General features: G+C 47.3%; 21 protein-coding genes. 18 read left to right on the top strand and 3 right to left on the bottom strand.

Going from position 1 to position 22,147, the window contains the following annotated elements; genetic code table 11:
- The first annotated feature begins 19 nt into the window (after positions 1 to 19).
- The 11 genes from rpsK to adhE all read left to right on the top strand — a co-directional run bounded on the left by rpsK (position 20) and on the right by adhE (position 13,474).
- Positions 20 to 415 (top strand): 30S ribosomal protein S11, encoded by a 396-nt coding sequence (gene rpsK / locus K0036_RS15540; RefSeq protein WP_004607272.1) that lies wholly within the window; start codon positions 20 to 22, stop codon positions 413 to 415.
- A 66-nt stretch (positions 416 to 481) separates the two neighbouring features.
- Complete coding sequence (gene rpsD / locus K0036_RS15535) at positions 482 to 1,075, top strand: 30S ribosomal protein S4 (protein WP_009248179.1); 594 nt, start codon at positions 482 to 484, stop codon at positions 1,073 to 1,075.
- Positions 1,076 to 1,105: 30 nt separating this feature from the next.
- Positions 1,106 to 2,065, top strand: a complete 960-nt coding sequence (locus K0036_RS15530) for a DNA-directed RNA polymerase subunit alpha (protein ID WP_025642246.1) — start codon at positions 1,106 to 1,108, stop codon at positions 2,063 to 2,065.
- 111 nt (positions 2,066 to 2,176) lie between these two features.
- Positions 2,177 to 2,713, top strand: coding sequence for a bL17 family ribosomal protein (locus K0036_RS15525; RefSeq protein ID WP_025642252.1), 537 nt, complete (start codon positions 2,177 to 2,179; stop codon positions 2,711 to 2,713).
- 146 nt (positions 2,714 to 2,859) lie between these two features.
- Positions 2,860 to 3,639 carry an ABC transporter ATP-binding protein gene (locus K0036_RS15520; RefSeq protein ID WP_025642253.1) on the top strand — a complete coding sequence of 260 codons (780 nt, stop codon included), beginning with the start codon at positions 2,860 to 2,862 and terminating at the stop codon, positions 3,637 to 3,639.
- Entirely contained in the window at positions 3,632 to 5,296 is a 1,665-nt protein-coding gene (locus tag K0036_RS15515) for an HlyD family efflux transporter periplasmic adaptor subunit (RefSeq protein WP_220430140.1), read from the top strand. Before K0036_RS15520 ends, K0036_RS15515 begins: the two co-directional genes overlap by 8 nt.
- Before the next feature lie 4 nt (positions 5,297 to 5,300).
- A complete protein-coding gene (locus K0036_RS15510) occupies positions 5,301 to 6,536 on the top strand; it encodes an ABC transporter permease (protein WP_220430139.1) in 1,236 nt (411 codons plus the stop codon).
- Positions 6,537 to 6,559: 23 nt separating this feature from the next.
- Positions 6,560 to 6,943: a hypothetical protein gene (locus K0036_RS15505; protein WP_220430138.1), complete on the top strand. Its 384-nt coding sequence runs from the start codon at positions 6,560 to 6,562 to the stop codon at positions 6,941 to 6,943.
- Positions 6,944 to 7,118: 175 nt separating this feature from the next.
- Positions 7,119 to 8,951, top strand: a complete 1,833-nt coding sequence (locus K0036_RS15500) for an NAD(P)-binding protein (protein WP_220430137.1) — start codon at positions 7,119 to 7,121, stop codon at positions 8,949 to 8,951.
- Entirely contained in the window at positions 8,945 to 10,675 is a 1,731-nt protein-coding gene (locus tag K0036_RS15495) for a [FeFe] hydrogenase, group A (RefSeq protein ID WP_220430136.1), read from the top strand. The genes K0036_RS15500 and K0036_RS15495 overlap by 7 nt, the downstream gene beginning before the upstream one ends.
- 183 nt (positions 10,676 to 10,858) lie before the next feature.
- Complete coding sequence (gene adhE, locus K0036_RS15490) at positions 10,859 to 13,474, top strand: bifunctional acetaldehyde-CoA/alcohol dehydrogenase (protein ID WP_220430135.1); 2,616 nt, start codon at positions 10,859 to 10,861, stop codon at positions 13,472 to 13,474.
- Between the two features lie 66 nt (positions 13,475 to 13,540).
- Here the strand turns inward: adhE and K0036_RS15485 are convergent, their stop codons facing one another.
- Positions 13,541 to 13,846, bottom strand: a complete 306-nt coding sequence (locus K0036_RS15485; RefSeq protein WP_173694459.1) for a helix-turn-helix domain-containing protein — start codon at positions 13,844 to 13,846, stop codon at positions 13,541 to 13,543.
- 524 nt (positions 13,847 to 14,370) lie between these two features.
- On the opposite strand from K0036_RS15485, the gene K0036_RS15480 reads away from it, so the two are divergent.
- Complete coding sequence (locus tag K0036_RS15480; RefSeq protein ID WP_330627161.1) at positions 14,371 to 15,126, top strand: aminoglycoside phosphotransferase family protein; 756 nt, start codon at positions 14,371 to 14,373, stop codon at positions 15,124 to 15,126.
- 73 nt (positions 15,127 to 15,199) lie between these two features.
- Here K0036_RS15480 and K0036_RS15475 read toward each other — a convergent pair whose 3' ends face one another.
- The gene (locus K0036_RS15475) at positions 15,200 to 16,282 is read right to left on the bottom strand and encodes a cell wall hydrolase (RefSeq protein WP_173694457.1); all 1,083 of its coding nucleotides are present in this window, start codon (positions 16,280 to 16,282) and stop codon (positions 15,200 to 15,202) included.
- A 112-nt stretch (positions 16,283 to 16,394) separates the two neighbouring features.
- On the opposite strand from K0036_RS15475, the gene K0036_RS15470 reads away from it, so the two are divergent.
- The 6 genes from K0036_RS15470 to K0036_RS15445 all read left to right on the top strand — a co-directional run bounded on the left by K0036_RS15470 (position 16,395) and on the right by K0036_RS15445 (position 20,999).
- Positions 16,395 to 16,976 (top strand): hypothetical protein, encoded by a 582-nt coding sequence (locus K0036_RS15470; RefSeq protein ID WP_220430133.1) that lies wholly within the window; start codon positions 16,395 to 16,397, stop codon positions 16,974 to 16,976.
- Entirely contained in the window at positions 16,966 to 17,796 is an 831-nt protein-coding gene (locus tag K0036_RS15465; protein WP_220430132.1) for a Cof-type HAD-IIB family hydrolase, read from the top strand. Before K0036_RS15470 ends, K0036_RS15465 begins: the two co-directional genes overlap by 11 nt.
- 15 nt (positions 17,797 to 17,811) lie before the next feature.
- A complete protein-coding gene (locus K0036_RS15460; protein ID WP_173694454.1) occupies positions 17,812 to 18,639 on the top strand; it encodes an undecaprenyl-diphosphate phosphatase in 828 nt (275 codons plus the stop codon).
- Positions 18,640 to 18,764: 125 nt separating this feature from the next.
- The gene (locus tag K0036_RS15455) at positions 18,765 to 19,547 is read left to right on the top strand and encodes a basic amino acid ABC transporter substrate-binding protein (protein WP_173694453.1); all 783 of its coding nucleotides are present in this window, start codon (positions 18,765 to 18,767) and stop codon (positions 19,545 to 19,547) included.
- Positions 19,548 to 19,570: 23 nt separating this feature from the next.
- Complete coding sequence (locus K0036_RS15450; RefSeq protein ID WP_173694452.1) at positions 19,571 to 20,263, top strand: amino acid ABC transporter permease; 693 nt, start codon at positions 19,571 to 19,573, stop codon at positions 20,261 to 20,263.
- A complete protein-coding gene (locus K0036_RS15445) occupies positions 20,253 to 20,999 on the top strand; it encodes an amino acid ABC transporter ATP-binding protein (RefSeq protein ID WP_310593062.1) in 747 nt (248 codons plus the stop codon). The genes K0036_RS15450 and K0036_RS15445 overlap by 11 nt, the downstream gene beginning before the upstream one ends.
- A 94-nt stretch (positions 21,000 to 21,093) precedes the next feature.
- Here the strand turns inward: K0036_RS15445 and K0036_RS15440 are convergent, their stop codons facing one another.
- Positions 21,094 to 22,053 carry a sugar-binding transcriptional regulator gene (locus K0036_RS15440; protein ID WP_220430131.1) on the bottom strand — a complete coding sequence of 320 codons (960 nt, stop codon included), beginning with the start codon at positions 22,051 to 22,053 and terminating at the stop codon, positions 21,094 to 21,096.
- Positions 22,054 to 22,147 lie beyond the last annotated feature (94 nt).

Here is a 22,147-nt window from a genome sequence, read left to right as displayed (position 1 = left end):
AGAGTAGGTTAGTTTTATTATGGCAAAGAAAGTTACAAAGAAAGTGACAAAAAAACGTGTCAAGAAAAACGTTGAACGCGGACAAGCACACATCCAGTCATCTTTTAATAACACGATCGTTACATTAACAGATGCACAGGGAAATGCTCTTTCATGGGCAAGTGCAGGCGGTCTGGGATTTAGAGGTTCAAGGAAATCTACCCCTTATGCAGCACAGATGGCAGCTGAGACAGCAGCCAAGGCAGCATTAGTACATGGTTTGAAATCAGTTGACGTTATGGTTAAAGGACCAGGTTCAGGTAGAGAAGCAGCAATCCGTGCCCTTCAGGCATGCGGAATCGACGTAACAAGCATCAAGGACGTTACTCCGGTACCACACAATGGCTGCCGTCCGCCGAAGCGCAGAAGAGTCTAATGATCTGATTGTAACAACGTTGACGGATTGTATTTATCCGAATTGAAATAGGAGGAAAGCAAAAACATGGCAGTAAATAGAGTTCCGGTTCTCAAAAGATGCAGATCCCTTGGAATGGATCCTGTATACTTGGGAATTGACAAAAAATCTAACAGACAGTTAAAGAGATCCAATAGAAAGATGAGCGAGTATGGACTTCAGCTCCGCGAGAAGCAGAAAGCAAAATTCATCTATGGCGTATTAGAGAAGCCTTTCAGAAACTACTTCAAGAAAGCTTCCCACATGAGCGGAATGACAGGCGAGAACCTGATGGTTCTGCTTGAGTCCAGACTGGATAACGTAGTATTTCGTTTAGGGCTTGCAAGAACAAGACGCGAGGCAAGACAGATCGTTGACCACAAGCATATTCTTGTAAATGGCAAGCAGATCAACATCCCTTCATACCTGATTAAGGCAGGCGATGTTATCGAAATCAAAGAAAAACACAAAAGTTCTCCAAGATATAAAGAAATCGTAGAGGTTACAGGCGGACGTCTGGTTCCGGATTGGCTTGAGGCGGATCTCGAGAACCTTAAGGGAACAGTAAAAGAACTTCCAAAGCGTGAAGCGATTGATGTTCCTGTAGATGAGATGTTAATCGTCGAATTATATTCTAAATAATAACCCGTAACACCACAGGAGGTGGACTTAGTGTTTGATTTTAATAAACCCAATATTGAAATAACTGAGATTTCAGAAGATAAAAAGTATGGAAGATTTGTTGTAGAACCTCTTGAGAGGGGTTACGGTACAACGTTAGGAAACTCTCTTAGAAGAATCATGCTATCTTCACTGCCGGGCGCAGCAATCAGCCAGGTGAAGATTGACGGCGTTCTTCATGAGTTCAGTTCGATTCCGGGTGTTAAGGAAGATGTTACTGAGATTATCATGAACTTGAAGTCACTGGCTATCAAGAACACATCTGAAACAGATGAGCCAAAGACAGCCTACATCGAGTTCGAAGGAGAAGGCGTAGTTACCGCAGCCGATATCCAGGTTGACCAGGATATCGAAATCATGAATCCTGAGACAGTTATCGCAACATTGAATGGCGGGGCAGACAGCAAGCTTTACATGGAACTTACCATTACAAGAGGCAGGGGATATGTTAGCGCTGACAAGAATAAAAACGACGAATTACCAATCGCCGTAATTCCGATTGATTCTATCTACACCCCAGTGGAACGTGTTAACCTGACGGTAGAGAACACGCGTGTTGGACAGATTACAGACTTTGACAAACTGACGCTAGACGTATATACCAACGGCACGCTTCTTCCGGACGAGGCAGTCAGCCTTGCTGCGAAGGTATTGAGCGAGCATCTGAAACTTTTCATCGATCTGTCTGAAGTGGCCCAGGCCGCCGAAGTCATGATTGAAAAGGAAGATGACGAGAAAGAAAAAGTGCTTGAGATGAGCATCGACGAATTAGAGTTATCGGTTCGTTCTTACAACTGCCTGAAGAGAGCAGGAATCAATACCGTAGAGGAACTGACAAACAGGACTCCGGAAGATATGATGAAGGTACGTAACCTGGGACGCAAGTCTTTGGAAGAAGTACTTGCAAAATTAGATGAGTTAGGCTTAAGCCTGAGTCATGGCGAAGAATAGGATACACCTAAACAGACAATTTCCGCCGGTAAGCCCAAAGAGCGCGGCGGAGCATTTGGCTAGTAAGCCCGATGAAGCATAACCAAGTGTTAATTAATGGAGGATTAGAAAATGGCAGGATATAGAAAACTCGGCAGAACTTCAAGCCAGAGAAAAGCATTACTTAGAAACCAGGTAACAGCGCTGATCAACAATGGCAGAATCGTTACCACAGAGGCAAAGGCAAAAGAAGTACGCAAGATTGCAGAAGGCCTTATTGCATCAGCTGTAAAAGAGAAGGATAACTTCGAAGAAGTTACCGTAAAGGCAAAAGTTGCCCGTAAGGACAAAGACGGCAAGAGAGTCAAAGAAGTTGTAGACGGCAAGAGAGTTACCGTATACGATGAAGTTGACAAGACGATCAAGAAGGATCTGCCAAGCAGGCTTCATGCACGTCGTCAGATGCTGAAGGTTCTTTACCCGGTAAAAGACGTTCCGACAACACCAGCTGGAAGAAAGAAAAACACCAAGGAAGTTGACCTTGTTGCAAAACTCTTTGATGAGATTGCTCCAAAGTATGAGAGCCGTAAAGGTGGCTACACAAGAATCGTAAAGATTGGCCAGCGTAAGGGCGATGCAGCAATGGAAGTTCTTCTGGAACTTGTATAATCGCAGATTTAAAATATCACGCATCCTGAGAAATCAGGGTGCGTTTTTTTATTAAATATCTTTTTTATTATTGAAATTATTTCTATTTTGTGTATAATTAATTGTATTAATACATTAGAACAGTAGAAGCGTAGATGAGGAAAAATATGAAAGAATTGATTCGGATTAAGGATATGTATAAGATTTACAATCCGGGGGAGGATGAAGTCCGCGCGCTTGACGGCGTAAGCCTTACCATCTGCGAGGGCGAGTTTGTGGCGATCATCGGCCACTCGGGCTCTGGCAAATCTACCCTGATGAATATGCTGGGCTGCCTTGACGTTCCGACAGCAGGGAAATATTACCTGGATGGGGAAGATGTCCTGTCAATGACGGACAATGAACTCTCAGAGATCCGGAACCGGACGATCGGATTCATCTTCCAGGGATTCAACCTGATACAGAATCTGGATGCAATCGGTAATGTGGAACTTCCGTTGATATACAGAGGAATAGACAGGAAGACGAGAAGACTGGTATCCAAAAAGGCACTCTGCATGGTGGGACTGGAAAAGAGAATGAAGCACAGGCCATCCCAGATGTCCGGAGGCCAGCAGCAAAGAGTTGCGGTAGCCAGGGCAATTGCGGCCAGGCCTCCGGTGATCCTGGCAGATGAACCTACCGGCAACCTGGACTCTCATTCAACTGCCGAGATTATCCAGATATTGAAAGGACTGCATAAAGCAGGCAAGACGGTGATCGTCATTACCCATGATCCGGACATCGCTGCCCAGTCCAGAAGGGTTGTAAGACTGGAGGACGGGAAGATCGTGGAAGACTATATGAACGAGGAGTATAAAAGCGATGACGATGCCGGCAGGAATTTGGAGGGCAGGGACGTGACAGGCAAGGTTAAGACAGGCAAGGGGGAAGAAGCGGATGTTTAAGAAGAGCAAGAAGGAAGATGAAGAATTACAGATGCAGGCCAAAGCAGGCCTGGATGATATGGGAGACTTCGATTCCCTGGATGAGCTGGAGGCAATTGCAGCGCCATCAGGAAAGAAGAAGAAGCTCCCGCCATGGGCCATTATACCGGTGATCGGCGTTGTGGCAGTCATCGGAGTCGCCGGAGCCATGGCATCGGGACAAAAGGCCGACAAAGGCGGCCAGATGGAGACGGTAAAGGCTGAAAGAGAAGACGTCAGACAGGTATATAACACTACAGGAACGGTAGGCAGCGATAAGGAGAAGGTATTCTACTGCCCGGTTAATGCCCCGATTGCCCAGTGTAATGTGAAGGTGGGCCAGGTAGTGAAAGCAGGGGACCTGCTGGTAAGTTTTGATACAACGAACCTGGAACGGGATAACCAGCAGTCGGAACTGAATACGCTGTCCGCGAAGTACAGCAGCCAGGATGCGATCGAGCAGAGTGGCAGGGCAGCGCAGACTCAGGCGCAGACCCAGGCACAGGTGGAGGCGGGAATCCAGAATCTCAAGAACCAGATTCAGCAGAAGCAGGCAGATATAGACAGCCTTACCCAAGCGGCACAGAATGCGGGAAGCGCTGCAGCGTCCAATGCCCAGAAGGCGGCCCAATTGAAGGAAGAGATGCAGAAGAATCTGGATGCCCAGGATGCGAAAAAGGCGGAACTTGAGAATCTGCAGCGGGAACTGGATGGAATGGACAGTAATAGCCCTGGATACTCAGATAAGCTGAATTGGGCCAACACGCTAACCAATGAGATTGCAGACCTGTCAACCAAGTATCGGGCATTAGAGCAGCAGTATAACAGCATTGGCGCTACGGATGACGGGGGCATGAGCGAGGCGCTGATCCAGGCACAGGCGGAGCTGGACTCTTTGAAAGCCAGCCTGGCAGAGATGGAAAACAGTCGCGGCGTGCCTACGGATACCAGCCTTACAGGCGCGCAGCTGAATAACTTGAGGACGACGGAGAATCTGGCGGAACTTGCCCAGCTGACGACTGAGGAACTGCTTGCAAAGGGACGCGAGGGGCTGAAGGCGGAATTTGACGGAATCATATCCGACGTGAAGGCGCTGGAAGGAAATGAAGCGGCTCAGGGAATGGAGTTATTTACACTTGTGGATAACAAGAGTGTGAATGTAATTCTGGAAGTTCCGGCCAATGATTTTGATAATCTGGCAGTCGGCAGCAAGGCGACCATCAAGATTGGAAAGGCTTCCTATATGGGGACCTTGGAATCCGTGGATAAGATCGCGCTGCCCAATGAAAAGGGAAATCCCACGATCGGCGCGAAGATACGCATCGATAATGCAGATGATGATATCGTAATCGGCGTCAGCGGCAAGGTTGCCATAACCGTGGCTGAGAAAAAGAATGTGGTATGCCTGCCAAACGAGGTGGTGAACACTTCTACTGATGGAGGTTTCGTATATATTATACAGAATGGGACTGTTAAAAAACAGTTTGTCGAACTTGGCATAGCGTCCAACAGCAAGGTGGAGATCGTCAAAGGCGTGAAGGAAGGCACCGAAGTCGTATCTGATACTTCCGGCAGCATAAAAGAAGGAATGAAGGCCTCCGGCGCAGGCGTAAAGGCCGGAACGGCTGATAAGGAGTGAGAGGATGGGACAGTTTGGCGAATATATCAAGATGGCTCTGTATAACCTTAAGGAGAATAAGGGCCGTTCGTTCCTGACCATGCTGGGAATCATAATCGGCATCTCGTCCGTCATAACCATCATCTCTATTGGAAATGGATTAAAAGCGGATGTCATGGAGACGGATGAGCCGAAAAGCGTAACCGTCAAGGTGGATGAAGAGGAGACGGACAATCTCCAGCTGATAACCTGGGAGGATATGCAGGCGATGAAAGACCGGCTGTCAGACCGCGTAGACGGCGTGGTCGGCAGTGCAAGCAGCCAGGGAAGCGTCGCTACCAGAAAGGGCAGTTTTGACGCTTATCTGACGCTCACTACGCCGGATGCAGGCAAGGATCCAGTCCAGGACCCTGTTGTAAGAGGATCGTATTTTGACGAGGATGATATGCAGAATGCAAGTCCGGTATGCGTTATTGATAAAGGCAGCGCCATCGCCTTGTTTGGAAATATAGATGTTGTAGGCATGGAACTGGATGTGACGGTGGATAGCACTATTGTCACGTTCCAGGTTATGGGCGTCAGGGATATGGACGATGAACTGATTGCAGCGAATAATGAGGCAATGGAGATGTTTGGCATGAAGATGCCCATCTATATAGAGACGCCATATACCGTCTCGGAAGCATGGGGGGAGGCCCCGGAGAATTTCTCCGCGGCAACCCTGTACCTAAAGTCCGGCCAGAGTTCCAATTCTGTAGCAAAAGCGGCCTGCCAGGTTCTGGATTCCAGACATATGAACGATGGCGACAACCTGTTTAGCAAGCAGGCGGAACTGGATATGTCAAGCACGCTGGGCGCTGTCCTGGATGGCGTGACGGCTTTTATTGCCTTTGTAGCCGGCATATCCCTTCTGGTAGGCGGAATCGGCGTTATGAACATCATGCTGGTGTCCGTAACCGAAAGAACCAGGGAGATAGGGATTCGCAAGTCCCTGGGCGCAAAGACATCTTCTATCGTAGTGCAGTTCTTATGCGAGTCGGCGATACTGTCCGGCATCGGAGGAATTATCGGCATTCTTATAGGAGCGGGAATCTCCTATGGAGTGGCCGCGCTTAAGATAGGAGGCCTGTCAGCGAGGCTGTCGCTGCCAGCGATCCTTCTCACCACAGGATTCTCCTGCGGCGTAGGAATTCTATTTGGAATCTATCCGGCGCGAAAGGCGGCAAGGATGAGCCCGATAGAAGCACTAAGACAAATCTAAAGAGTATCAAGGAGGAAGAGAGTATGTTTAGACCTAACAAATTATTGAAAGTGGTATCTATATTGATGATTATCTTTGGGATACTGGGACTGGTATTCAGCATCATTGGATATGCGACCATGTCACAAGTCAGCGGACTGATTGATCAGAGCCTGATCGATGCAGCGATGAATCCTGTGAATATCGCGACGTCCCTTATCAGCACAATCTGCTGTATCCTGGCGGGCTTCTTTGGAAGAGGCGGAAAGAACTTTAAAGGTGCCGTGATCACGGCAGGCATCTATACAGGCCTGATGGTTATATCCACCATAATGACTATCGTTGACGGCACATTTACATTTATCACGATCTTTGGATATATTATACCGCTTCTGTACTGGTGGGGGCTGTATCAGTCAAAAGAGTAAGGCAGAGAAAAATGTATGAGGACAGAGGGAAACCTTTGTCCTCATTTTCGTTAAAATAATGACCAGAAAGTTAAATAATCTACTTATGGAAAACTGCTTACAAGAAAAAAGCAGAGTGCTATAATATAGAATTGACTGCAAAAGCAGAATAACTAATGAAGAAGGGAATGTTATAATGAGTAGGTTAGAGATTGCTTCGCCGAAAAGAGCCAAGATAGTCATGGAAGGACTATATAAGGATTTAGAGCGAAGAATTGAGTCGAGTCCACCGGGACTCTGTCCGGTGGACCTGTCGCGGGCATTTTTGGAGTTATGCCATGCGCAGACATGCGGCAAATGCGTGCCATGCCGAATCGGCCTGGGGCAGCTGAATCATTTCATCAAGGATGTTCTTGATGGTAAGGCAACCATGGAGACGCTGGATATCATGGAACAGACAGCCCTGTCCATCATGGAGTCGGCAGACTACGCCATAGGGTACGAGGCGGCCAATATGGTGTATAAAGGGCTGATCGGATACCGGGACGATTATGTGGAGCACATTAAGAACGGACGCTGCACATGTACATATAACCAGCCGGTTCCATGCGTATCCTTATGTCCGGCGCACGTAGATATACCAGGGTATGTGGCCCTGGTCGGGGAAGGGCGGTATGCGGATGCCATCCGGCTGATCCGCAAGGACAACCCATTCCCTACCACATGCGGTTTTATATGCGAGCATCCATGCGAGGCAAGATGCAGGCGGAACATGGTGGACGATTCCATCAACATCCGGGGACTGAAGAGAGTGGCGGCGGATTTCGCAGGGGAAGTGGACCCGCCGGCATGCGCGAAAAGCACAGGCAAGAAGGTAGCCGTACTCGGGGGCGGTCCGGGAGGACTGAGCGCGGCCTATTATCTTCAGCTGATGGGGCACCAGGTAACCGTATACGAGATGCTTCCAAAACTGGGGGGAATGCTTCGCTACGGCATACCGAACTACCGTCTTCCGAAAGACCGGCTGGAGGAAGACGTAAACAGCATCCTGAAGACGGGCGTCCAGGTAAAATACGGCCTTAAGATTGGACAGGACATCACCATCCAGGAACTGCGCAAGCAGTATGACGCGGTACTGATCACCATCGGCGCCAGCACGGACAAGAAATTGGGGCTGGAAGGGGAAGAGGCCGATGGCGTGCTGTCAGCAGTCCAGTTCCTCAGGAATGTAGGAAAGAATGAGATTATGGACTTATCCGGCAAGGAAGTTGCGGTCATCGGAGGCGGCAACGTATCCATGGATGCAGTCCGTACTGCAAAGAGGCTGGGGGCCAAGAAGGTAAGCATCGTCTATCGTAGAAGAGTTGCCGATATGACGGCTCTTCCGGGGGAAATTGACGGTGCCGTGGCAGAAGGCATTGAATTGCAGACGCTAAAGGCGCCGGCAGCCATTGACGTAAATGAAGAAGGCCATGTAAAAGGCATCTATGTAACGCCGCAGATGGTCAGCGCGATCCGCGACGGAAGGGCAAGCATCAAGCCTACCGGCGAGGAGGATGTCTATATCCCGTGCGACGTGCTGATCGTTGCGATCGGACAGAATATCGAGACCCGCCATTTCGAAGAATCGGGAATTCCGGTAGAGCGGGGCAAGATTGTCACAAAGAGTTCAGGAGCCTTCGAGAATATGCCTGGCGTATTTGCCGGAGGAGACTGCGCTAGCGGGCCGGCATCCGTAATCAAGGCGATCGCGGCTGCAAAGGTGGTAGCAGCCAACATCGATGAATATCTGGGCTACCATCATGAGATTTCCTGCGATGTTGAGATCCCTGAAGCCCATTTGGAGGATCGTACCCCGTGCGGCAGGGTTAACCTTACAGAACGTGAGGCCTGCGAGCGGGTATGCGACTTTGAGGGCGTAGAGAACTGCATGACCGAGAAGGAAGCAAAGCAGGAAGCATTCCGCTGCCTGCGGTGCGACCATTTTGGCTATGGCATATTTAAGGGAGGCAGAGAGACATTATGGTAAATCTTACAATTGATGGAAAAGCAATATCTGTAGAAGAGAACACCACCATTATGGAGGCTGCCGCGGCAAATGGAATACCGATCCCAAAACTGTGCTATCTGAAAGGTATCAATGAGATTGCGGCCTGCCGGGTATGCGTAGTGGAACTGGAAGGAAAAGATCGTCTGATTACATCCTGCAACAATGTAGCAAAAGACGGCATGGTGATCCATACCAACAGCCCGAAGGTGCGCCGCCACAGAAGAACGACGGTAGAAATGATACTTTCACAGCATGACTGTGAATGCGTGACCTGCCCAAGAAGCGGCAACTGCAGCCTGCAGAAGGTTGCAAACGACTTAAATATATTTGATAATCCGTATAAATCCGAGATTGAGAGACAGCCATGGAATAAGAACTTTCCTCTGATCCGTGATTCTTCCAAATGTATCAAATGCATGCGCTGCGTACAAGTATGTGATAAGATACAGGGACTTAGCGTATGGGATGTAGAAGGCACGGGCTCAAGGACGACCATCAACGTAGGCGGCCACAGATGCATCGAGGAGGCGGACTGCTCTCTGTGCGGCCAGTGCATTACCCATTGCCCGGTAGGCGCGCTTCGTGCAAGAGACGATACGGAGAAAGTATGGAATGCCATCGCCAATCCGGATAAGATCGTGATCGCGCAGGTAGCGCCTGCGGTGCGGACTGCCTGGAGCGAGGAACTCAACCTTGATCCGGAAGAAGCAACGGTAGGAAAGATTCTGGACGCGCTCAAGAGAATGGGAGTAGACTATGCATTCGATACGGCATTTTCCGCGGATCTGACGATCATGGAAGAGGCAACAGAGTTCTTGAAGCGGTTTACCGCAGGCGAACTGAAGGATCGTCCCATGTTCACCTCCTGCTGTCCAGGCTGGGTACGTTTCGTCAAGTCTCAGTTCCCGTACATGGTGAAGTATCTGTCAACGGCAAAATCTCCTCAACAGATGTTTGGGGCCATTATGAAGACCTATTTTGCAGAAAAGATAGGCGTATCCCCGGAACAGGTCTATACTGTCTCTGTCATGCCTTGCGTAGCCAAGAAGGATGAGCGGGAGATGGAACTGTTCTACGGCGAATACGCGGGCCATGACGTTGACGCGGTGATCACTACCAGGGAATTGATCAAAATGATCCGCTCTGCCCATATAAGTCCGGATACGCTGGAAGATATTAAGAGCGACGCGCCTATGCAGGAAGGCTCAGGCGCAGGGGTGATCTTCGGCGCTACGGGCGGCGTAATGGAAGCGGCCCTTCGTTCCACATACTACCTGCTTAAGAGCGAGAATCCGGATGTAGACGCGTTCCGGGTTGTCAGAAGTCCTGGATTCCAGGAGAATAACGGCGTGGTAGAGGCTGATTTCACGATTGATGATATTACGGTGAAGACCGCCGTGGTAAGCGGGCTGGCAAATACCAGAGCATTGCTGAAGCGGATTGAGCGGGAAGAGGTCCATTATGACTTCGTGGAAGTCATGGCATGTCCGGGAGGCTGTGTTGGCGGCGGCGGACAGCCAATCCACGATGGAGAAGAGAGGGCATACGACAGAGGAAAGAATCTGTATATGCTGGATGCAGGCGCGAATGTCCGGTTCTCCCATGAGAATCGGGACATCGTACGGATATATGATGAATATCTTGAGAAGCCAAATTCCCATAAGGCACACATGCTGCTGCACACGGAGCATATAAAAGAATAGAATACAGCAATAGAAAGAGCGGTCCATGAGGGCCGCTTTTTTGGTGGAAAAATATGTGAACTTGAAAAATTCGTTAAAAAAATATCAATTACCTATTGACAAATAATTAACGATTTCGTATACTATGACCTGTAATAAAGAATACATATTCAAGAATACATATTCACAGGGAGGATAATCAAGATGGCTAAGAAGAAGGAAGTAGTACCAGAAATCATTGACAGCGTAGAGGCCCTCGAAGCCAAGATGAAGGCGATGAGGGAGGCTCAGAAGATATTTGCTACATACACGCAGGAGCAGGTAGACAAGATCTTCTACGAGGCAGCAATGGCAGCAAACAAGATGCGTATTCCGCTTGCAAAGCAGGCAGTAGAAGAGACCGGACGCGGGATCGTGGAAGACAAGGTGATCAAGAACCACTATGCAGCTGAGTATATCTACAATGCTTACAAGAACACAAAGACATGCGGCGTGCTGGAAGAAGATGCCGCATACGGAATCAAGAAGATTGCAGAGCCAATCGGACTGGTGGCAGCAGTCATCCCTACGACCAACCCTACGTCAACCGCAATATTTAAGACATTGATCTGTCTGAAGACAAGAAACGCAATCATCATCAGCCCGCACCCAGCTGCAAAGGCTTGTACGATTGCCGCAGCCAAGATCGTCCTGGACGCCGCTGTAAAAGCAGGCGCTCCGGAAGGAATCATCGGCTGGATTGATGTTCCATCCCTGGAACTTACAAATACAGTAATGAAAGATGCAGATATCACGCTTGCCACAGGCGGCCCTGGAATGGTTAAGTCAGCTTATTCCGCAGGAAAGCCGGCACTTGGCGTAGGACCTGGAAATACTCCGGTCATCATCGATGACACGGCAGATATTAAGATGGCAGTAAGTTCCATCATCCACTCCAAGACATTTGACAACGGCATGATCTGCGCATCCGAGCAGTCAGTAACCGTCCTGGACAGCATTTACGATGAAGTAAAGAAAGAATTTGCATACCGCGGATGCTATTTCCTTAAGAAAGGCGAAGAATTAGATAAGGTACGCAAGACCATCATCATCAATGGCGCTCTGAACAACAAGATTCCTGGTAAATCCGCATATGAGATTGCGAAGATGGCCGGCGTTAACGTTCCGGAAGATACCAAGATCCTGATCGGAGAAGTAGAATCTGTTGACATATCCGAAGAATTCGCGCATGAGAAGTTGTCTCCGGTACTCGGAATGTACAGGGCAAAGACATTCGATGAGGCGCTTGCAAAAGCAGAGCAGCTGGTTGCCGACGGCGGATACGGACATACGGCTTCCCTGTATGTACATCCGGCCCAGAAAGAGAAGATCGCAAAGCATGCCGAAGCAATGAAGACCTGCCGTATCTTGATCAATACGCCATCTTCCCAGGGCGGCATCGGCGACCTGTATAACTTCAAGCTTGCTCCATCTCTTACCCTTGGCTGCGGTTCCTGGGGAGGAAACTCCGTATCAGAGAACGTAGGAGTAAAACACTTGATTAATATTAAGACGGTTGCTGAGAGGAGAGAAAACATGCTGTGGTTTAGAACACCTGAGAAGGTATACTTTAAGAAAGGCTGTATGCCTGTTGCGCTTGATGAACTTGGAACAGTTATGAATAAGAAGAAAGCATTCATCGTAACTGACTCCTTCTTATATAAGAACGGCTATGTTGCTCCAATCGAAGCAAAACTGGATGAAATGGGAATCCAGCATACCTGCTTCTATGAGGTTGCTCCGGACCCGACATTACAGTGCGCCCAGAAGGGTACTGACCAGATGAGGGCCTTCGAGCCAGACACCATCATAGCGCTTGGCGGAGGCTCCGCAATGGATGCTGCCAAGATTATGTGGCTGATGTATGAGCATCCGGAAGCAAACTTCGAAGATATGGCTATGGACTTCATGGATATCCGAAAGAGGGTATATACCTTCCCGAAGATGGGCGAGAAGGCATACTTCGTGGCAATCCCTACCTCTTCAGGAACAGGTTCTGAAGTTACCCCATTTGCAATTATCACAGACGCAGAGACAGGGGTAAAATGGCCGATCGCTGACTACGAGCTGCTTCCAAACATGGCAATCGTAGACGTAGATAACATGATGACTCAGCCAAAAGGACTGACCAGCGCATCCGGTATCGACGTCATGACACATGCCATCGAGGCATATGTATCCATCATGGCAACCGACTATACAGACGGACTTGCAATGAAGGCGGTAAAGGCAGTGTTCGACTACCTGCCATCTGCATATGAAAATGGAGCCAATGACCCTGAGGCAAGAGAGAAGATGGCCAATGCCTCCTGCATGGCTGGTATGGCATTTGCCAACGCATTCCTGGGACTGAACCACTCTATGGCCCATAAGCTTGGCGCATTCCATCATCTGCCACACGGCGTTGCAAACGCAGTAATCCTGACAGAGGTAATGAAATACAACGCGGCAGAAGTTCCAACCAAGATGGGAACATTCTCCCAATACCAGTATCCACATGCGCTGGCCAGATATGCAGAGTTAGGACGATTCGCAGGATGCCAGGGCAAGGATGACCAGGAGGTATTTGATAACTTCTGTAAGAAACTGGAAGAATTAAAAGATACGATTGGAATCAAGAAGACGATCAAAGACTACGGCGTAGACGAGAAGTACTTCCTTGATACATTGGATGACATGGTGGAGCAGGCCTTCAACGATCAGTGTACAGGCGCCAACCCAAGATATCCTCTGATGAAAGAGATTAAGGAAATCTACCTGAAATGCTACTACGGAAAATAAGAGACAAAGAGCAAGAGCGCAGCGAACCGCTGCGCTCTTGCTCTTTGTCTGTTTATAGCAGAAGGCCTACCGCATATATTTGATTAAGCGCGCCAAAAGTTCCAGACGTTCAGAATCAAATGACTTGATTTCTTCATATAGTTCTTTTAACTTCTGCGGCTCCTCGATATCTACATTAAAGAATTCGCTCGGGGTAACTTCCAGAAAATCACAAATATAAAAAAAGACAGCCATGGAGGGAAGACCCTTACGGTTTTCCAATCCATTAATATATCCGGCATTCTGTCCGATCGAAAGGCTCATATCCCGGGCAGATACCCCCTTTTTTGTACGTAATTCGATAAGTCTTTGATAAAATAAGTCCTCGTACATATTTTCACCACCTGTATAAACCATTGTAAACGATAGTATGGCAATTAATATCATGTATAATACGATGTTTTTCTTGAGATATCGTTTTATATATGATATTATTACCATGGATATAGTTTTAAAAAAGATATTATGCGATAGGGGATAAAATGAGCAAAATGCGTAAGATACAGGATCTGGGATATTGCAGGAACTGTATAAATAATACTTTGGGTCTGGATTTGGATAAAAATGATGTACTGGTGTATGTTTACCCGGAAAGATGTGACCGGTGCGGCAGAATGAAGCAAATTGTATATAGCGTAAAATTCACTAGCAGATGGAAACTGATATTAAAAAAGAGATCATAGGAAGTTATTCTAAATAAATAAAAAATAGATAAGTTAGTTAAAAAAATAACAATAAAAATAAGTAAAAAATATAAGTTAAAAAAATATCAAAAAATGCTTTTCAAATGATTTCTACGGGTGTATAATTAAGCCAACAAATAAATGAACGGCAAATACTACAAGGAGGTATGGCTTATGAAACTGGAGAATGGTAATCTGATATTAAAACGTCCTTACAAAGAGGTTTATAAATGCGATAATAGCATTGTCAAAGTATTTGAGACCTTCCATCCGAAGTCAGCAGTCTTTAATGAGGCTTTGAATACGGTAAGGGTAGAAGAGACTGGCTTAGATATACCAAAGCTGAAGGAAGTGACCCAGATCGACGGGAAGTGGTCGCTGGTCATCGAATACAAGGATGGCAAGACGCTGGAAGAGATGATGAAGATCGACCATGACAACCTGGAGAAATACATGTCTGATTTCGTGGATCTGCAGTTGAAGGTACATGAGAAGAAGGCGCCGCTGCTGAACAAGCTGAAGGATAAGCTTGCAAGGCAGATCAATGGCTTGAAAGAACTGGATGCTACTCAGAGATATGAACTTCTGACCCGGTTAGAAAGCATGCCAAAGCATACGAAGCTATGTCACGGAGATTTCAATCCCAGCAATGTGATCGTAGGAAAGAACGGGAAGATGACGGTTGTTGACTGGGCGCATGCCACCCAGGGAAATGCAAGCGCCGATGCGGCAATGACCTATCTTCTGTTCGCGCTTAAGGATCAGGAAGCGGCAGACCTGTATCTGAACCTATTCTGCAAGAAGAGCGACACCGCCAGACAGTACGTGCAGCAGTGGCTTCCGATCGTAGCAGCTTCGCAGCTGGAGAAAGACAATGAGCTGGAAAAAGATTTCCTGATGAAATGGATTGATGTGATGGATTATCAATAGACAAAAAGGGCATTACTATTTCCCGATAGTAATGCCCTTTGATATAATCCTGCATTATATGACTATTATATTTCTAATAGAATACATTTCCACCGATCACGACTCCCGGTACATCAGTCCATGCCGCTCCATTAAAAGAATAGCAATTGATGACGGCAGAGTGGCGTGCGCCGCCTAAAGCCGCCTGGGCGACAGAATAGGCTGTTGAGGAAGGCCCTCTTGCCAGAACTCTGTTCAGACTGCCATTCCAGGTTGGGCCGAACTGGCCTGGCTGATAGATGACTTCGCGTATCGAATTGGGATAGCTGGGGCTTGCAACCCTGTTCATAATAACCGTTGCAACGGCAAGCATGCCGTCGTAACTGCCGGATTCGCACTCGAGAAGAGCAGCAAATAATGCGACATCACTGGTGTTAGCATTTATCTGACCAGAGTTGGAATTCGAATTGCTGCTGTTGTTACTGTTACCATTATTGGCAGGAGGCGTAACGGAGCCGGAAATATCATTGTTCTGTGCCACTTTGCTGGCTTCCTCGGCGGCCTTTGCGCGTTCCAGCTGCGATTTATAATCATCCAGCTGTCCGGAGGTAGATGAGATCTTGGAATTCAGCTCATTCTTTTTTGCCTCCAGGTTTTCCTGCAATGAAGCAAGTTCTTGCTGCTTGCTCACCAGATCCGACTGCTTTTCTTCGACGCTGATACGCACATCGCGCAACTCGTCCAGCATGGATCTGTCATATTCGCTTATCGTTGTTACATATTCTGCTTTGTTAAGAAAATCCGCCATATTTTGAGAAGAGAATAAGATCTGAATCAAGGAGGCGCTGCCGCCTTCATACATGAACTTAATCCTGTCCTTCATGGCATCATACTGTGCGTCCTCATTAAGCTGGGCTGCCGCCAGGTCAAGCTTGGCTTTTTCTACATCAGCGGATAAATCTTCAATCTTTGAAGAGGCTGAGTCCAGTTCAGCGCTTAAGGACGATAATTGACTGTTCAAATCATCCAATTCACCCTGCAGGCCGGAGGTAGTATCTTCCAGTTCTTCTGCGGAAGGTGCCGAATATACCGAAGTATTCACAGAAGCAATTGTTACGGCGGTTAGAACCAGCGCCAGGGCTGACCGTAATATACGTTTCTTTTTCGTACTTATCATATACACATCCTTTCCTTTTCTAGCGAGTGCTTATCTATTATACAACAAATTGCTTTATAAAGCAAATTTTGTTAGAATAGAACATAGAATGTATGATTGAGAGGAAAAGACAATGAGAAAATACGAAGAAGAGCATTATAAATATGAAAACATCAAGGAAAAGATCTATCCCTGGGTCAAAAGCGAGCTGACCGACAGCCAGGCGCTGAATGGGAAGCGCATCTCAGAAAAAGATACGCCGGTGGTAGCATTTATGGAAGACCTGTCGGTTATATTTGTGATCAAGAGGGGAGAAGATGTATTTGAAGTCCTCAAGGATAATATGCTGCCTCCGGATTGCGATATCGAGGAACTCTATCACGCTTCCTGCGAGAATCTGATCCGGGATGTGGAATTCGTGATCGCAAATACCTGGTATGGGGGATTCGGCATTATAGCAGATGGCCATCATGAGGCCAGCGCGCTGTGCTTTAAGCATATCTGGCAGGTGTGCGTAGATAAGCTGAAAGATGACCTGGTAATCATGGTGCCGGCCAAGGATACCATATTATTTGCTCCGGCAAGCCAGAAGATGGTGGTGGAAAAGATGGTGGAGCATGGGGAAAATGCTTATGAGCAGAGCAAGGATAAGGTCAGCAAGACATTAATGCGGTTTTCAAAAGACAGAAAGGAATTAACGGCATATGAAGATTAAGGCCAGAATGATCGGGCTGGATCTGGATGGAACGCTATTAACTACCGAAAAAGAATTTACCCCTTATACAAAGGAGATCCTAAGAAAAGCAATTGCCCAGGGAATCGTAGTTCTTCCGGCTACCGGGAGGCCCCTGAGCGGCATACCATGCGAACTGCTCCATTTTCCGGGGATACGCTACGCCATTACAGCCAACGGAGCAAGAGTGGTAGAATCCCAGACTGGCAGGACCATAGAGGAAAAACTGGTTTCCGCGCCGATCGCCAGAAAGGTTCTGGAAATCTTTGAACATTATGATACGCTTCGGGAGATATACTATGATGGAATCGGCTATGCCCAGGAAGAGGCGCTTAAGAATGTCGAGCGCTATATAGAGTCTCCGCCTATGGCTAACTATATTGTGACGACCCGAAGGCCGGTGCCGGATGTACGTGCCAAGTTCGAGGCAGAGAACCGTGCGGTGGATAAGATGCAGGGACTGTTCGCATCCTTAGGAGACCGGGACGCGGCGGCAGAAGAACTAAAAAGCATTCCAGGCATCGTGGTTACAGGAGCCCTGGATAAGAATATCGAGGTCAATGCGCAGGGCGTGAATAAAGGCGATGCATTGATTGATCTGGGGAAAAGACTTGGCATCAGAAGGGAAAATATCCTGGCTTTCGGGGATGGGTCCAATGATCTGTATATGATGCAGAAGGTGGGAACCGGAGTAGCTATGGAAAACGGAACAGAAGAGGTAAAAGAAGCAGCAGACTATGTGGCGCTATCCAATGACGAGGAAGGGGTTGCCAGATTCATAGAGGAATATGTGCTGGATTAAGAAAAGGAGAGAGATATGTTAGATGTATTAAAAGTAATCATTCTTGGAATCGTTGAAGGAATTACGGAATGGCTGCCAGTCAGCAGTACCGGGCATCTGATCCTGGTGGGAGACGTGCTTAAGCCAAGCATGAGCGATGCGTTCATGGAGATGTTTAACGTGGTGATCCAGCTGGGGGCCATAATGGCGGTTGTGGTTCTGTATTTCCACAAGCTGAATCCATTCTCGCCGAGAAAGACCAGCAAGCAGAAGATGCTGACCTGGCAGATGTGGATCAAGGTGCTGATCGCATCCGTTCCGGCTGGCATCGTGGGAATTCTGTTTAACGACATTCTGGATGAACTATTTTATAAGCCGTTTCCAGTGGCAGTTATGCTGATCGTCTATGGCGTGCTGTTTATAATAGTAGAAAACCGTAATGCGGGAAGAAAGCCATCCGTAAGGAGGATATCTGAACTGTCCGTTTCTATGCTGATCTGGATTGGCGTATTCCAGATGCTGGCGCTGATTCCAGGTACGTCCAGATCAGGAGCGACGATCGTAGGCGCTCTGATTATCGGCGTGTCAAGGGAAGTGGCGGCAGAATTTACATTCTTCCTGGCAATTCCGGCCATGTTTGGCGCCAGTCTACTGAAACTGGTGAAGTTTGGATTTCATTTTACAGGGGCAGAATTCGGCCTGCTGATACTGGGATGCCTGGTATCCTTTGGCTTGTCTGTCGTAGCGATCAAGTTCCTGATGGGCTATATCAAGAAGCATGACTTTAAAATATTCGGCTACTACAGGATCATTCTGGGAGGCATCATCGTAGTAGTCACATTGGTTCAGACGTTTCTTGCATAAAATATAAAGAAAGATACTTGTTTTTTGTGAAAAACATGATAGAATATGTACTAGGCTTGAATTTTTATGCATTCATAGGCGCAGTGCGCCAAATAGTAAATTAAATATACTGGAGGAAAGAAGTTATGAAACTGAAAAAGTTAGTCAGCGTATTATTAGTTGCAGCATGCGTGTTCTCTTTGGCAGCATGCGGATCAAAGGATGATTCCAAGGATTCCAAAGAATCTAAGAAAGATTCCAAGGACACGCTTGTTATGGCGACAAATGCAGAGTTCCCGCCATATGAGTTCCACGAAGGCGACGATGTAGTCGGCATTGATGCGGATATCGCGAGAGCAATCGGGGAAGAGATGGGAATGGAAGTAAAGATCGAGGATATGGCGTTTGATTCTATTATCCCGGCTGTTACTAGCGGAAAGGCAGATTTTGGCGCAGCAGGAATGACTGTGACAGAAGACCGCAAGAAGAATGTTGATTTTACAGATACATACGCAACCGCGACACAGGTAATCATCGTTAAAGAAGGCAGCGATATTGCAGGACCAGATGATCTGACAGGCAAGAAGATCGGTGTTCAGCTTGGAACAACAGGCGACATCTATGCAGATGACATCGAGGATGCAAAAGTTGAGCGTTACAATAAAGGATTCGAAGCGGTACAGGCATTGACGCAGGATAAGATCGACGCAGTCGTGATCGACGGAGAGCCTGCAAAAGAGTTCGTGGCAGAGGCCGATGGCCTTAAGATTCTGGATGAGGCATTTACAGAAGAAGAGTATGCGATCGCAGTTGCAAAAGACAACGACGACCTGCTTAAGAAGATGAACGAAGCGCTTGCCAGCCTGAAAGAATCCGGCAAGATCGACGAGATTGTTGCAAAATACATTTCTGCTGACAAGGCAGAATAATTCATAGGATAAGGATGTAGGGTATGTTATCGACATTACAGGATAAGTTTTATAACAATTTTATAGCGGACGAACGCTGGAGATATATTGCAGAAGGCCTGGGAGTCACTCTTCAGGTAACATTCTTTGCGGTTATCATCGGTATCGTGCTGGGATTTTTAGTGGCAATCGTACGCTCTACCTATGATAAGACGGGAAAACTTCGCATTTTGAATGCGATCTGCAAACTGTACCTGACGGTTATCCGCGGAACTCCTGTAGTCGTACAGCTGCTGATTATTTATTTTGTTATATTCGGCAGTTCTGATGTCAGCAAGGTTCTGGTGGCAGTGATGGCATTTGGCCTTAATTCCGGCGCGTATGTGGCAGAGATTTTCCGTTCCGGGATCATGTCCGTGGATAACGGGCAATTCGAGGCAGGAAGAAGCCTTGGATTTAACTATGTCCAGACGATGATGTACATCATCATGCCCCAGGCATTCAAGAATGTGCTGCCGGCTCTCGGAAATGAGTTCATCGTTCTCTTAAAGGAGACTTCCGTGTCCGGATACATTGCCCTGCAGGATCTTACCAAGGGCGGTGATATTATCAGAAGCCGTACATATGACGCATTTATGCCTCTGATTGCGGTTGCGCTGATCTACCTTGCTATGGTGCTTGTATTTACAAAACTTGTAAATATGCTGGAAAGGAGGTTAAGGAGCAGTGACCACTAATAACGGAGATGTATTGATCAAAGTAGAAGAACTTCATAAGATATTCGGGGAACTGCATGCGCTTAACGGAGTTTCCGAGGAGATCAGGAAAGGGGAGGTAGTGGTAATCGTCGGGCCTTCAGGCTCTGGCAAATCCACCTTCCTGCGTTCCTTGAATCTGCTGGAGACGCCTTCCAGAGGACATGTATACTTTGAAGGAACCGATATTACGGATAAGAATGTGGATATCAACAAGCACCGTCAGAAGATGGGCATGGTATTCCAGCATTTCAATCTGTTTCCCCATAAGACGATTCTTCAGAATATTACCCTGGCTCCGATTAAACTCTTAGGAAATAGCAGGGAAGAGGCTGAGAAGCGGGGAATGGAACTACTGGAGCTGGTAGGGCTTGAGGAGAAGGCGAATGCTTATCCATCCCAACTTTCAGGCGGCCAGAAGCAGCGTATTGCCATTATCCGCTCATTGGCTATGGATCCGGATGTAATGCTTTTTGACGAGCCTACCTCAGCGCTGGATCCGGAGATGGTCGGGGAAGTATTGGAACTGATGAAGAAGCTTGCCAGAGACGGGATGACCATGGTGGTCGTCACGCATGAGATGGGATTTGCCAAAGAAGTCGCTACCAGAGTGATCTTCATGGATGAAGGCCAGATCAAAGAGCAGGGAATCCCGGAAGAATTCTTTGGAAACCCGAAGGATCCGAGGCTTCAGGAATTCCTGTCCAAGATATTGTAGAAGAGTATAAACGAATAAAGAAAGGGCTTTGGCCCTATATGAAAAATTCCCATCCGGGAAGACAAGCAATAGTTTGTCACCCGGATGGGAGTTTTTAGATTAGTCCCATGATAGCGGACGCTGTCGTTCCGTCCGTGATTAATGTATTGATATATTTCTTTTGTATGGCGATTGATACGGCCTTCGCTTTTTGGATTCCAGAGGCAATACAGACGACATTGGGGACATTGATGATATGCTTGAAGGAGATGGATACGCAGCAATGATTCCAGGTGCAGTCGATTTCATTTCCAGCCTCGTCAAAAAATCTTGCGAATAGAGCGCCAACGGCACCTTTGTCGCAGATTTCCTGATACATCTGAGGCGTCATATACCCCAGCCAGAAGTTCTTCTTATTGACGCTTTCCAGATCATTGATACTGGTAAGCACCATGTCGGCGAACATTCCCTGATTCAATATTTTTTGATTGTTTTTATCCTGACGCATAGAAGCGCGAACATAATCATCTTCTATAAAAAGCGGCATATTTAAAAAACTTCCATGGCATTTTAAAGCAGAAGCCATATTGGCTACTACTCCCTGCGGCGTATATGAAGGGGAACTGCAAGGGACAGATCCCATTAACTGTACCACCTGTAGAGGAGTCGCGCTCTCAGACAGATGTTCGACGGTGTTAGCCAGAGTCGTGCCCCAGGAAGTACCGATGACCATATCTTTCTTGAGATGCTCCGTTATATATGTGGCCGCGAGATTGCCAACATCATTCGGGATCGTCTCCTTGATCCGGTTCCGGTTATTCAAAACCCGCACATCATCTAATGAAAATCTGTTTTTCAAGCGTTCTTCCAACTCAAAATGTCGTTCATAAGGATAGTTGATGGTTACCTTTACATTGACGATCCCTTTTTCCTGCGCTTCCTTCAGCAAGCGGGATACTCTGGTACGAGAGAGGCATAGCCGATCGGCAATGCAGTTCTGATCTAAGCCTCTTTCATAATAATCACAGGCTACTTCTGCTAGAAGACTATATTTTTTTAATTCTTTTGCGTTCATGCATGGCCTCCTCTCCCTTTTAACCATAAGAATATCATAAATTGAGTATTTTGACTATTATCAAGTCGCTCCAAAACGCACATGTGTGCATTTT

The organism is [Clostridium] scindens, from assembly GCF_019597925.1.
Classification (GTDB): Bacteria; Bacillota; Clostridia; order Lachnospirales; family Lachnospiraceae; genus Clostridium_AP.
The sequence above is the reverse complement of the archived record's forward strand: the minus strand, read 5'-3'. Positions and strand labels throughout refer to the sequence as shown.